The following is a 12,631-nucleotide window of genomic DNA, read 5'->3' on the forward strand; positions in this document are numbered from 1 at the left end:
GTCACTCTGCTATACGGTTATACCGAACGCAAGCCTCGGTGAAGGCGAAGACGAGCGGCGACCGGCGGCTCGCCACCCACGCCAGGCAGACCTCGTTCGGCGGCAGGTCCTCCACCGGGACGCACACGACGTCCGGCCGCGTGTAGTACGCCGACGTGGACAGCGGGACGACGGCGATCCCCTGCCCGGCGGCCACGTGCTCCAGCTTCTCTTCCACACTCCGGAACTCACGCCACGGCGGCGCGGTGCCGTCCCGCAGCCTCGTGGCGACGTCTCGCCACTCCGGCACCGCGTCCGGGTGGTTGAGCAGGTGCTCCGCGGCGAGGTCGGCGACCCGGACCGACTCCTTCCCGGCCAGCCGGTGGTCGGCCCGCAGCACCGCGACCCGCGGCTCGGAAAACAGCGGCCGCACGCTCAGCCCGCGCCGGTCGATCGGCAGCCGGACGAGGCTGACGTCGGCGCGGCCGTCGTGGAGCACCTCGATCTGGTCCTCCCACGTCGTGCGCAGCAGCTCCACCGCGACTTCGGGGTGCCGGGCCGTCAGGTCCCGGACGGCGTCGGTGACCGTGAGCCCCGGCATGAAGCCCACCGTGAACGTCCCGCGCGCGGCCGTCGCCACCCGGCGCCGGAGCGCTTCGGCCGAAGCCAGCAACGGCCGCGCGTCCTCCAGCAACCGGCGGCCCGCCTCGGTCAGCGCGGTGGATCGCTTGTCCCGCACGAACAACTGCGCCCGCAGCTCGCCTTCGAGCGCCCGGATCTGCCGCGAGAGCACGGGCTGGGCGATGTGCAGCCGCGCGGCGGCCCGGCCGAAGTGCAGCTCTTCGGCGACCGCCACGAAGTACCGCAGCTTGCGCAGGTCGACATCCACGCCGACCACGGTATTACGCGTGCGTGGTGAGGAACCTCGTCAGCACCGGGTTCACCTCGTCCGGGTGCGTGTAGCTGAGGAAGTGGGCGCCGCCCTCGACGACGACCAGCGGTTCCGCCGCGGGCAACGCGGCCGCCAGCTCCGCCGCGCGCTCGACCGGATAGGCCAGGTCCGCCGAGCCGTGCAGGACCAGGGCCGGGCAGCCGATCTCGCCGGCCCGGTCGAGCACGGCGTCCCGGTCGACGAGGGCGTTCATGGTGCGCGTGAGCCGGTCCGCCGGGACGTGCGGCCAGCGCTTCCGCCATTCCGAGGCGTCGAACTCGCCGAAACAGATCCGCGCGACGCCGTCCAGCACCTCCGGCGGCGCACCCCCGCCGACCCACGCGTCCAGGACGGCCCGGTATCCGGCCGCGACGGCGGGATCCTCCGCGGCCGCCGACGTGCCCAGCACGGCGAGCGCCGTCACGCGTTCGGGAGCCAGCAACGCCATCCGCAGCGCGACGAACCCGCCCTGGCTCGTCCCGACGACCGCCGCGCGCTCGACGCCGAGGTGGTCGAGCACGCCCAGGACGTCGCGGGCGACGTCCCAGTAGTCGAAGGGACCGGACGCCGGTGTGCCGCCGTGACCGCGCTCGTCGACCGTGACGCACCGGAAGCCGTCGAAGGCGGCCAGCTGCGGCTCGAACATCCGGCCGTCCATCAGGAAGCTGTGCAGCAGCACGACCACCGGGCCGGACCCGCCGTGGTCGGTGTAGGCCACTTCCTGGCCACCGGGCAGCGTCACGCTCATCGGTCCTCCGCTCGTCGGCTTCTTCACCTCGGCTCGACCGTGACGGACGCGCCCGGCCGCAGCGTGATCATGCGCCGCCAGGTCCCGGCCCGCACCTCCGTTCTCGTCCCGCCGACGCTGCGGATCACCGCGCGCGTCACCTTCCCGTCGCGCCAGGACAGGTCGACCTCGAAGCCGCCGCGGGCGCCGATCCCGGTCACGCGGCCCGACGCGGCCCACGCCGACGGCAGCGCGGGCAGCAGCTCGATCACCCCGGGCCGCGAGTAGACGAGCATCTCCACCATCGCCGTGGGCGCGCCCAGGTTGGCGTCGATCTGGAAGATCGTGTAGCTGCCCTGGCTGTACATGTCGAAGAAGTTCGGCGCGGTCCCGTTGCCGTTCGCGACCGACGGCCGCAGCACCGTGAGCAGCAGCTGGTACGCGCGGTCGGCGTCCTTGAGCCGCGCCCAGCACGCCGAACGCCACGCGGTCGCCCAGCCGAAGCTGTCCATCCCGCGGGCGACGAGGAGGTTGCGCACGCCGTCGAGCAGTTCCGGCGGCGAGGTGTCGGCGGCGATCCGGTCGCCGGGGAAGAAGCCGATGAGCGGGGACAGGTGCCGGTGGGTGGTTTCGCCGAGGTTGTCCGGCGACATCCACTCTTCGAGCCAGCCGCTAGCGGGGCTCACCTTCGGCAGGTACAGCTTCCGCTGCAGCCCGGCGATCCGGTCGCCGTACGCGCGGTCGCGGCCGAGCACGGCGACGGCTTCGCGGTAGTGCTCGAACAGGTCCCAGACGATCTCTTGGGCGTAGGTGATGCCGCGGGCGTCCTGCGGGCCGTGCTCCGGTGACCAGTCGTGGTCGTCGACGAGCACCTCGCGCCCGTCGACGGTGGTCGTCACCAGCCGCGCGTCCCAGAACTCGGCGGCGCCCTTGAGCAGCGGGTAGATCCGCGCGAGGTACGCCTTGTCCTGGGTGAACGCGTAGTGGTCCCACAGCGAGTTGCACAGCCACGCGTTGCCGCCGGGGTGCCACCACCAGCCGGAGCCGCCGTAGATGTTCGTCGAGAACGCGACCGCCCAGCCCGCGACCTTCCCGCTGGTGTTCCGGAACCTGTTGCGCGGGTCGTTGAACAGGCGTTTCGTGCTGTCCGTCCACACGGGAAGCTGCGCGAGGCAGTAATCCGCCAGGGCAGTGAAGCTCCCCGGCAGCCCCGCCCGGTCGGCGAGCCAGTAGTTCATCTGGAGGTTGATGTCGGTGTGGTAGTCGCTCATCCAGTCGGGGGTGTTGTTGTTCTGCCACAACCCCTGCAGGCCCATCGGCAGCCCGTCGCGCGACCCGGTGATCGTCAGGTAGCGGCCGAACTGCAGGTAGCTCGCCTCCAGCTCGGGGTCCGGCGTCGCCGGGTCGTCGTGCCACGCGACCAGCCGCGACCACGAGTCCAGGGCCCGCTTCGAGGACGGCGACCGGCCCAGGTCGACGCTCATCCGGTCGTAGAGCCGCCGGTAGTCGGCGACGTGGGTGGCCAGCAGCGCGTCTCCCCCGGCGCGCAGCGCTTTCGCGGCCTTGTCCTTCGCCAACGCCAGGGGGTCGAGGGAGGCGTCGAGGAACTTGCGGGCCGCGTCGGGCACGTAGTTCGTCCCGCCGCTGAGCACCACGACGACGTCCCGGCTGCCGCTGAACGTGGTCCCGCCGGACGCGGCGCACGCGTACTTCAAGCCGTTGGCGAAGGTGCCGGTGAACCCCGCACCGGACATGGTTTCGCCGCGCGTCGGCTCCAGCGAGACGGAGCCGGTGACGGGCCCGCCGCTGAACCGGATCACGATGACGTCGTCGGGATGGCTGGCGAAGTATTCGCGGCGGTACCGCACGCCCTGGTGCCGGTAGGTGATCACGACGACGCCGTTGCTCAGGTCGAGCGTGCGGCGGTAGTCCGTGACGCCGGTGTGCGCGGGCACCGAGATCCGCACCTTCGCCAGCAGGCCGAGGGTGCCGAACTTCTCGCGTTCGTACGGGAACTGGCCGTCGTCTTCGAGGACGTCGTTGGCGCCGCCGGTCCACAGCGACGCGTCGGCCAGGTAGAGGAAGTCGGCGGCGGGGTCCCCGCCGACGAGCGCACCGATCCGACCATTCCCGATCGGCAGGCCCTGTTCGATGATCTTGTCCTCGGCCGCGGGAGCCGGGTACCACAGCGTCGTCGCGCGGTCGTCCGGCACGAGGTCCGCGGCGGCCGGGCGCAGCACCTCCGCGCTTGCGGCAAAAGGAGGAATGCCGCTGAAGGCGAGACCGGCGCCGACCGCGCCACCGAGCTTGAAGAAGGTACGGCGAGAGGGAGGGTTCGACATGTCGGATCCGTTCGGCGTTGAAGGCGGGACCGGCGTGCAGCCCGCCAAACATATGACCTATCCGGATCCAAGGTCAAGAATCTTCGGAATTAATCCGATTACATCCGAGCGTGGTCGGACAGGTACTCGCGGAACGTGATCCGGCCTTCGCGGTGCTCGGGCGCGAGGTGACCGCCGTCGGCGTAGGCCCGGAACGTCTCCCCCGGCACCTTGAGCGGCGCGATCCGCCGGACCCGCCCGCTCGCCTCGCCGACCGCTTGGGCCAGCTCCGCCGCCGTCAGGATCTCCGGACCGCCGAAGTCGTGCACGCGGCCGGCCGGATCGTCCAGCGCGAGGTCCGTGAGCCGCGCGGCGACGTCCCGGACGTCCACCGGCTGGAACGACATCCGCGGCACCGGCACCACGGGCAGCCGGGTCGCGCTCGCGAGCAGCCGTCGGACCAATCCGTGGAACTGCGTGGCCCGCTGGATCGTGACCGGCAGGCCCGAAGCCGCGATGAGCCGCTCGGTTTCGTGCTTGGCCCGGTAGTAGCCGAGCGGGACGCGGTCGACGCCGACGATCGAGACGTAGACCAGGTGCGGGGCACCCGCCCAGCGGGCCGCCTCGACCAGGGTCCGCGCGAGCGCGGTCTCGTGCAGGAAATCCGTGGCGCAGTGGACGATCGCGTCCACCCCGGCCACCGCGTTGTCGACGCCGCGCCCGGTCCGCAGGTCGCCGCGGACGACGTCTGGGGCCGCCCGGCGGCTGAGCACGCGGACCTCCTCGCCCGCCGCCCGCAGCCACGCCACGACCGCCGAGCCGAGCTGCCCGGTGCCGCCGGTGACCAGGATCCGCACGTCGACCACCTCCGGCGTCATCCTGGCACGGTGCGTGCCCGCCGGGAAACGGCTTCCCGGCGGGCAGCACACCGTCTTATCAGTTGCGGTTGATGGTGAACGTGGTCGTCTTGTTGCGGATGTCCTCGTCGTTGTCGCTCAGCGTGAGCCCGGTGAAGGTCGCCGAGCCGACGGCCGGGCCCTGACCCGGTTCCGGCAGCTCGTTGGCCCAGATCCCGATCCCGGACTTGGCGTCGAAGGCGTCCCCGCTGCGGTGCGCGCCGGTGATCGACACGTTCGTCAGCACGGTGTCCTCGACCGGGTGCTCCGGCGTGGTGCCGTTGTACTTGGTCTGGAACATGATGCCGCTGTAGGTCGGGCTCTGGATGTCCACATCGGACACCCGGATGCCGCGGAACTCCTTGGACGCGGAGAACAACCAGATCGCCGGGAACGTCTGCTGGCCCCAGAAGTGGCCGCCGTCCCGGACGAGCGAGGCGTTCTGGACCGTCGTCGGCTGCGGCCCGAACCCGAGGAACGGGTAGCCGAAGTCGAGCGAGCTGATCGTGATCGCCGAGTACGTCAGCGTGTCCGCGATGTAGAGGTTCCGGAAGGTGTTGTTGTACCCGCCGTAGACCGCCAGCCCGGCCGCGCGCCACGGGGTGAGCGCGGTCAGGTTCTCGAACACGTTGTCGTACTGGTTGCCCTGGTTGATGTCCGTGGCGGCGAACAGCGCGAAGCTGTCGTCACCGGTGGACCGGGCTTCGATGTTGACGACGTGGTTGCCGGTGCTCCCGTTCGTGAGGTTGACGCCGTCGGCGAAGGTGTCGCGGATCCGGGAGTTCTTGATCGTGGTGTTGTCCACGTTCGTGCCCCAGACCATGACCACCTGGTGCTCGACCCAGATGTTGTCGATCGTCAGGTTCGCGACGTTCGTCAGGTTGAACACCTTGCCGGGCCCGTCGATCCGGGAGGTGTAGTTCCCGAAGACGGCGAACCCGCTGAACGTCGAGCCGTTCGCGCTCGACTGCACGTCGATGCCGATGTCGCTGTTCTCCTGGCCCGAAGGCGCGGAGAACTTCGTGAACCACGGCCCGGCACCGGTGACCGTGACGGCCTTGCCGTAGACGTTCAGCTTGCTCGACAGCGAGTAGGTCCCGGCGGGCAGGTACACCCCGGTGAGGGTGGTGTCCTGCCGGACCTTGTCCAGCGCCGCCTGCACGTCCTGCTGCGTGAACCCGGCGGGCACCGCGAAGTGCGCCGGGTCGGGGTTCGCGACCGCGGTGGCCTGCTCGAAGTTCACGAAGTCGATCGCGTAGTTCGTGCTGTTGGCCGCGTCCTTCTGCAGCTTGATCTTGTGCCCGGCGGGCACGGTCGTGCCGAGCAGCATGCTCGCCTCGTCGTAGATGTGGCGAGGCCCGGCGCCCGGCGAGTTGCCCGGGCCGGTTTCGGCGCCGTAGAGCCACGCGTAGTGCGATGTCAGGTCGATGGCCTTGAGGAACGTGCCGTCGACGTAGACGTTCAGCGTGGCGTTGATCCCGCCGCCGCCCGCGGAGTCCGGGATGGAGAACCGGGTGACCAGGGTGTTCGTCGACGCGCGGGTGGTGAACTCCACCGACGAGCCGGTCGAGTTCAGCGTGACGGCCTTGCGGCCCGACGCCTCGCCCGCGAGGTCGCCGATGGTGCGGTTCGGCCCGACGACGGCCGCGCCGCCGGCGAGCACGCCGTCCTCGGCCTCGTACATGTCGTAGGGCATGTTCGCGCCCCGGCCGACGAACAGGGCCTGGGTGCTGGTGTTGTTGCCCTGCTTCACCGGCAGCTCGTTGGCGTCGTTGTCGACGACCGTCTTGACCGTGAACCGGCCGTTCGCGGCGGTCCAGGTGCCGACGGTCACCGGCGTCGCGGTGGCCCCCGCGGCGATCGCGCCGGAGTAGCTGCCGCTCAACGTCTTGACGACGGTGCCGTTCTGGTCGGTGATCGTCACCGTGACGCCGTGGGCGCCGCCCGCGCTCGCCACGGTGCCCTGGTTGCGCAGGGTCGTGGTGAACGTGACCGCGTTGCCCGCGGACGGGTTGCCCGGTGACCACGCCGTCGCCGCGACGAGGTCGGAGCTCTGCACCGGGCTGACGACCAGCGCGGTCGCGGCGGTGTAGGCGTTGTTGGCCTCGTTCTGCTCGATGACGGCGTTGGCCTCGTCGACCTTCGCGGTCAGCTGGTAGCTGCCCGCCTCGCGGGTGCCGATGTTCGCCGACACGGTCGTCGACGCCCCGGCGGCGAGCGCGCCGACGTTCGCCGTTCCGACCTTCGTCGTGCCCAGGTAGAGGTTGACGCTCGTCGCGCCCGAAGCCGCGGTCCCGGCGTTGCGGATCGTCGCCGAGGCGGTGATCGCGTCGGTCTCCACCGGGTTCTGCGGCGACCAGGACACGCCCGAGACCGTCAGGTCCGGGTTCGGCGCGGGCACGCCGAAGACCTGGAACTCCGCGGCCTGCCCGCCGCCCGCGCCGGAGTTGGCGGTGACCCGCAGCCGGACGTCGGCGGCCCGGCCGGTGAGCGGGATGGTCACGGTGTTGCCGGTCGCGGGGTCGAAGGTGTAGGTCTGCGCGGCGGCCAGCGTCGTGAACGCGGTCCCGGCCTGGTCCCGGCCCTCGACGGCGATCGTCTGCGTCCGCGGGCCCCAGATCGGGTCCGGGTTGAGCTTGACCACCACCTGGTTGAGGTCGGCGTTCGAGCCGAGCGCGACGGTCAGCAGGTTCGGGTACGTCCCGCCGCCGCCTTCCCAGTACGTGGTCAGGGAGTTGTCGTTCGCGTTGGCCGCGACGAAGGAGAACTCCGTCGACGACGCCGTGATCGGCTTGCCCAGCGCGAGGTTCGTCCCGGCCTGGGTGCCGGGGCGCGTCACGGTGTTGCTGTTCGCCGACTGGTTGCCCGCGGCGTCCTTCGCACGCACGAAGTACGACACGCTCGCGCCGTCGGGCTGGCTGTCGGTGTAGGTCAGGACGGTGCCGCCGACGCTGCCCCGCAGCTGGTTGTTGGCATAGACGTCGTAGCCGGTGACGCCGGTGTTGTCGGTCGAGGCCGACCAGGTCAGCCGGATCTGGCCGCTCGCGGGCTGGGTGTAGGCGAGGTTCCCGGGCGCGGACGGCGGCTGCGTGTCACCGCCGGCCGGGCCGTGCACCTCGAACTCCGACAGCTGCGCGGCGGGCCAGCCGGTGTTGGCCGAGATGGTTAGCCGCACGTAGCGGGTGTTCGCGGTGAGGTTCACGGTGACCGTGTTGGCCGTCGCCGGATCGAAGCGGTAGCCCGCCGACGGGACCAGGTCGCTGAAGCCGGTGCCGTTCGTGCTGCCCTGCACGGAGAACGTCTGGGTGCGGGCCTCCCAGTTCGCGGGCAGCTTGAGCACGAGCTGCGCGATGTTCGTGGCCGTCCCGAGGTCGGCCTGGATCCACTGCGGGAACTGGTTGTTCGTGCTTTCCCAGTAGGTGGCCTGGTTGCCGTCGCCGACGTTCGAGACGGGGTAGCCGGCGAGCTGGCTGCTGGCGGTGTAGGTCGCGACGGCGGCCTGGGCGGCGGGCTGGACGGCTTCGGCGGCGGCGGGGACGGCGGCCGGGACACCGCTCGCCGCGACCGCGGGCACGGCCAGGAGCAGGGACAGGGCGGCGTAGAGCGCCGCGCGCGACAGAAGTCGCTTCGTTCTCATGGGGTTCCTCTGATCCGGGGAGGAGGGGAGACGACTCGGGACGGCGGAAACCAGGGACCGGGGACACGCGGGGCGCGGTACGGGGGGCGCGCGCGGGCAGCACGTCATGAAGACCTCTTCGTTGAGGGTCGGGCGGAATCTTCCTGACTCGTGCCGCAATTTCTCGCGGTCTTGTCAGGTTCTTGCACTGATTCGTTCAAGACTTACAGTGACGGCGGCCACAAGTCAACGCCCAATGCCAGGAAGGGCACCCTCTTGGACGTAACGCCCAGGAGAGTGCCCTTGACGGACGGCAGTGTCAGGAGTGAACGGCGCCCAGGCGGATCGCGTGGGTGCCCGGCGCGTTCGCCGGTTCGCCGCAGTGGGCGCAGACAGTCACCGGGTGCAGCTCCTCGCCGCAGGCGTGACGCCACAGCGTGGGCGGTTCGCCCTGGTGGACGTACTGGTCACCCCAGGCCATCAGGCCGAGCAGGATCGGCTGCAGCGCGCGGCCGGCCTCGGTCGGGTAGTACTCGTGGCGCGGCGGGTGGGCCTCGTACTGGACCTTCTCGAGCACACCCGCGTCGACGAGCTTGCGCAGCCGCGCGGCCAGGATGTCGCGGCTGGCGCCGGTGTTCTCGGCGATCTGGTTGAACCGCCGCTCCCCCAGCATGATCTCGCGCAGGGCCAGCAGGCTCCACCGCTCGCCGACGACCTCGAGGGCCTCGGCGACCGAGCACTCGCGACCACGCCGGACCATGCCACCTCCACGGGGTTGAAAATCCAACCTAGCACGTCAACCGCGTGTGACGTGCCGAACAGGTGAGTTGTGGAATCCAACTCACACGGCGTATACCGAGGGTATCCCCGATCTGCAAGGAGGCAGACGCCATGACGGACGCGGTGATCGTCGACGCGGTACGGACCCCCATCGGCAAGGGCAAGCCGAACGGCCGCCTGGCCGGGGTGCACCCGGTCGACCTGCACGCACACGCCTTGCGCTCGCTCGTCGAGCGCACCGGCGTCGACCCGGCCCGGATCGACGACGTGATCAGCGGCGCGGTCGGCCAGATCGGCGAGCAGAGCATGAACACCGCCCGCTGGGCCGCGCTCGCCGCCGGGCTGCCGGAGTCGGTGCCCGCGGTGACGGTCGACCGCCAGTGCGGCAGCAGCCAGCAGGCTGTCCACTTCGCCGCGCAGGGCGTCATCGCCGGCGCGTACGACGTCGTGATCGCCTCCGGCGTCGAGTCGATGAGCCGGGTGCCGATGGGCAGCCAGGTGGCCGGGCGCGACCCGTTCGGGACGCAGGTCGCCGCGCGCTACCCGGACGGCCTGGTGCCGCAGGGCATCAGCGCCGAGCTGATCGCCGCCAAGTGGGGCTTCAGCCGGGCTCAGCTGGACGAGTACTCCGCCGAGAGCCACCAGCGGGCCGCGAAGGCGTGGGCGGACGGGAAGTTCGCCGGCGAGGTCGCGCCGCTGAAGGCACCGGGACCCGACGGCGCGCTGGTCGACGTCACGACCGACGAGACCGTGCGGCCGGGCACCACGCCGGAGATCCTCGCCGGGCTGAAGCCCGCGTTCCGCGCCGACGTCTGGGAGCAGCGGTTCCCGGATCTCGGCTGGCACGTCACGGCGGGCAACTCGTCCCCGATCAACGACGGCGCGGCCGCGCTGATGATCACCAGCGCCGAGACGGCGAAGGCGCTCGGCCTGCGGCCGCGGGCCCGGATCCACAGTTTCGCCGTCGCCGGCGACGACCCCCTGTACATGCTGACCGGCATCATCCCGGCGACGCGCAAGGTCCTGGCACGAGCGGGTCTTTCGGTGGCCGACATCGACGCGTTCGAGGTCAACGAGGCGTTCGCCAGCGTGGTGCTGGCCTGGCAGGCCGAGATCGGCGCGGACCTGGCGAAGGTGAACGTCAACGGCGGCGCGATCGCGATCGGCCACCCGCTGGGCGGCAGCGGCGCCCGGCTGATGACGACGCTGCTGTCGGTGCTGGAGCAGACGGGCGGCCGCTACGGCCTGCAGACGATGTGCGAGGCGGGCGGCCTCGCCAACGCGACGATCATCGAGCGCCTCGACTGACCGCGTCGTGAGTGTTTAGGGCGGTTAGAACCGCCCTAAACACTCACGACGTCAGTCCGGCTCGGGTGGTTCCTCGACGCCGTCGCGGTCGGCCCACTCCAGCAGCGGGTCCAGGGAGAAGACCGCGTCGTCGATGCCCGCGTGCAGGTCGCCGAGCTCGGCGAAGCGGGCGGGCATGGTCGCGATCGTGAAGTCGCCCGGCTCGACGTCGTCGATCTCGTCCCAGCGGATCGGTGCCGACACGGTGCCCTCCGGGTTGCCGCGGACGGAGTAGGCGCTGGCGATCGTGTGGTCGCGGGCGTTCTGGTTGTAGTCGACGAAGAGCATCTTCGGGTCGCGGTCCTTGCGCCACCAGGTGGTCGTGACGTCGTCGGGTGCGCGTCGCTCGACTTCGTGCGCGAAGGCCAGCGCGGCGCGCCGGACGTCCTGGAACCCCCAGCGCGGTTCGATCCGGACGTAGATGTGCAGGCCGCGGCCGCCGGACGTCTTCGGCCAGCCGACGGCGCCGAGCTCGTCGAGGATCTCGTGCGCTACGTGCGCGACCCGGCGGACGCGGTCGAAACCGCACTCCGGCATCGGGTCGAGGTCGATGCGCCACTCGTCGGGCTTCTCGGTGTCCGCGCGCCGGGAGTTCCACGGGTGGAACTCCACAGTGGACATCTGCACGGCCCACACGACGTGCGCCAGGTCCGTCACGCACAGCTCGTAGGCATGCCGCCCGTAGCGGGGGAAGTCGACGCGCACGGTCTCCAGCCACGGCGGCGCGCCGTTCGGGACGCGCTTCTGGTGGACCTTCTCCCCCGCGACTCCGGAGGGGAAGCGGTGCAGCATGCAGGGCCGCTCGCGCAGGGCGTTGACGATGCCGTCGCCGACGGAGAGGTAGTAGTTGACCAGGTCGAGCTTCGTCTCGCCGCGGGCCGGGAAGTAGACCCGGTCCGGGTTGGAGATCCGCACGGTGTGCGGCCCGACCTCCAGCTCGACCGACGGAGACTTCTGCGCCATGGGCCCGACCGTAGCCCAAAACCACCGCTACCGTGACGTTCATGGTGCTGCCGCCGGACGGTCACGTCCACACCGAATGGTCCTGGGACACGGTCACCGGGTCGATGATCGGGTCGTGCGAGCGGGCCCTCGAGCTGGGGCTGCCGTCGGTGGCGTTCACCGAGCACGCGGACCTGACGCCGTGGCTGATCCCGGAGCCGATCCGGCCGCTGCTCCCGGACCACTTCCGGGTGCGCCTGCGCCCCGACGGCGTCCTGGAGCCGCCGGACCTCGACGTCGCGGGCTACCTGGCGTGCGTCGAGGAGTGCCGCGAGCGGTTCCCGTCGTTGCGGATCCTGTCCGGGGTGGAGCTGAGCGAGCCGCACTGGCACCGCCCGCGCGCGGACGCCCTGCTCGCGGCGCACGAGTTCGACCGGGTGCTGGGTTCGGTGCACTCCCTGCCCGGCGACGGCGGGCACCACCACGAGCTGACCGTCATCTCGGGCCGCCCGCCCGGCGAGATCCTCCGCGCCTACCTCGAGGAAGTCCTGGGTCTTGTCGAGTCGACAGCGGACTTCGCGGTGCTCGCCCACCTCGACTACGCGTTACGCTCGTGGCCCGCCGAGGGACCGCCGTTCGTGGCGGCGGACTACGAGGAGGAGTTCCGCACGGTGTTGCGAGCCCTCGCGGCGAGCGGCCGGGCGCTGGAGGTCAACACGAAGGTGCCACTGCCGGGCGAAGTGGTGCGGTGGTGGTTCGAGGAGGGCGGCGACGCGGTGGCGTTCGGCAGCGACGCCCACGAGCCGGGCTTGGTCGGCCACGGATTCCCCGAGGCGGCGGCGATGGTCGAGGCGTCCGGCTTCCGCCCGGGCCGCACCCCCGTTACCTTTTTCGTGGCTCCCGACCAGGGAGTTGTGGTCACCAGGCCCGGCATGACTTGCGCCCCCAGTCGAAGGCATGATCCGGGGGGTGGTGTCACCGGGCCTGGTGGCATCGAGGGACCGCTGATAGGGACACGGCCACCACCAGGTAGGTCTCGTCGTAACGTGGGTGCCGGCCATCGATGCCCAACCCGGTGACCACGACGCGACG

9 protein-coding genes are annotated in these 12,631 nt (G+C 71.0%); 2 read left to right on the plus strand and 7 right to left on the minus strand.

Features of this window, described 5'->3' with window-relative positions; genetic code table 11:
* Position 1: 1 nt before the first annotated feature.
* The 6 genes from QP939_RS40495 to QP939_RS40520 all read right to left on the minus strand — a co-directional run bounded on the left by QP939_RS40495 (position 2) and on the right by QP939_RS40520 (position 9,230).
* On the minus strand, positions 2-868 hold the full coding sequence (locus QP939_RS40495) for a LysR family transcriptional regulator (protein WP_285451858.1): 867 nt from the start codon (positions 866-868) through the stop codon (positions 2-4).
* Between the two features lie 13 nt (positions 869-881).
* A complete protein-coding gene (locus QP939_RS40500) occupies positions 882-1,658 on the minus strand; it encodes an alpha/beta fold hydrolase (RefSeq protein ID WP_285451859.1) in 777 nt (258 codons plus the stop codon).
* Positions 1,659-1,681: 23 nt separating this feature from the next.
* A complete protein-coding gene (locus QP939_RS40505) occupies positions 1,682-3,979 on the minus strand; it encodes a glycosyl hydrolase family 95 catalytic domain-containing protein (RefSeq protein WP_285451860.1) in 2,298 nt (765 codons plus the stop codon).
* A gap of 98 nt (positions 3,980-4,077) precedes the next feature.
* Positions 4,078-4,836 carry an SDR family oxidoreductase gene (locus QP939_RS40510; protein ID WP_285451861.1) on the minus strand — a complete coding sequence of 253 codons (759 nt, stop codon included), beginning with the start codon at positions 4,834-4,836 and terminating at the stop codon, positions 4,078-4,080.
* A gap of 58 nt (positions 4,837-4,894) precedes the next feature.
* On the minus strand, positions 4,895-8,491 hold the full coding sequence (locus tag QP939_RS40515; RefSeq protein WP_285451862.1) for a discoidin domain-containing protein: 3,597 nt from the start codon (positions 8,489-8,491) through the stop codon (positions 4,895-4,897).
* A 298-nt stretch (positions 8,492-8,789) separates the two neighbouring features.
* Positions 8,790-9,230 (minus strand): winged helix-turn-helix transcriptional regulator, encoded by a 441-nt coding sequence (locus QP939_RS40520; protein WP_285451863.1) that lies wholly within the window; start codon positions 9,228-9,230, stop codon positions 8,790-8,792.
* A 131-nt stretch (positions 9,231-9,361) separates the two neighbouring features.
* Here QP939_RS40520 and QP939_RS40525 point away from each other — a divergent pair, with 131 nt between their 5' ends.
* Positions 9,362-10,558 carry a thiolase family protein gene (locus QP939_RS40525; protein WP_285451864.1) on the plus strand — a complete coding sequence of 399 codons (1,197 nt, stop codon included), beginning with the start codon at positions 9,362-9,364 and terminating at the stop codon, positions 10,556-10,558.
* A gap of 51 nt (positions 10,559-10,609) precedes the next feature.
* On the opposite strand, the gene ligD is transcribed toward QP939_RS40525, so the two are convergent.
* Positions 10,610-11,560, minus strand: a complete 951-nt coding sequence (gene ligD, locus QP939_RS40530; protein WP_285451866.1) for a non-homologous end-joining DNA ligase — start codon at positions 11,558-11,560, stop codon at positions 10,610-10,612.
* A gap of 41 nt (positions 11,561-11,601) precedes the next feature.
* Here ligD and QP939_RS40535 point away from each other — a divergent pair, with 41 nt between their 5' ends.
* Positions 11,602-12,618 carry a PHP domain-containing protein gene (locus tag QP939_RS40535; protein WP_285451867.1) on the plus strand — a complete coding sequence of 339 codons (1,017 nt, stop codon included), beginning with the start codon at positions 11,602-11,604 and terminating at the stop codon, positions 12,616-12,618.
* The last annotated feature ends 13 nt before the right edge of the window (positions 12,619-12,631 follow it).

The organism is Amycolatopsis nalaikhensis (assembly GCF_030264295.1).
GTDB lineage: Bacteria > Actinomycetota > Actinomycetes > Mycobacteriales > Pseudonocardiaceae > Amycolatopsis > Amycolatopsis nalaikhensis.

What these genes read in the sequence shown, in the direction of transcription:
- QP939_RS40515 (WP_285451862.1), bottom strand. Translation starts at nt 8,491, where the DNA reads ATGAGAACGAAGCGACTTCTGTCGCGCGCGGCGCTCTACGCCGCCCTG.
- QP939_RS40535 (WP_285451867.1), top strand. Translation starts at nt 11,602, where the DNA reads ATGGTGCTGCCGCCGGACGGTCACGTCCACACCGAATGGTCCTGGGAC.
- QP939_RS40500 (WP_285451859.1), bottom strand. Translation starts at nt 1,658, where the DNA reads ATGAGCGTGACGCTGCCCGGTGGCCAGGAAGTGGCCTACACCGACCAC.
- QP939_RS40510 (WP_285451861.1), bottom strand. Translation starts at nt 4,836, where the DNA reads ATGACGCCGGAGGTGGTCGACGTGCGGATCCTGGTCACCGGCGGCACC.
- QP939_RS40505 (WP_285451860.1), bottom strand. Translation starts at nt 3,979, where the DNA reads ATGTCGAACCCTCCCTCTCGCCGTACCTTCTTCAAGCTCGGTGGCGCG.
- QP939_RS40520 (WP_285451863.1), bottom strand. Translation starts at nt 9,230, where the DNA reads ATGGTCCGGCGTGGTCGCGAGTGCTCGGTCGCCGAGGCCCTCGAGGTC.
- ligD (WP_285451866.1), bottom strand. Translation starts at nt 11,560, where the DNA reads ATGGCGCAGAAGTCTCCGTCGGTCGAGCTGGAGGTCGGGCCGCACACC.
- QP939_RS40525 (WP_285451864.1), top strand. Translation starts at nt 9,362, where the DNA reads ATGACGGACGCGGTGATCGTCGACGCGGTACGGACCCCCATCGGCAAG.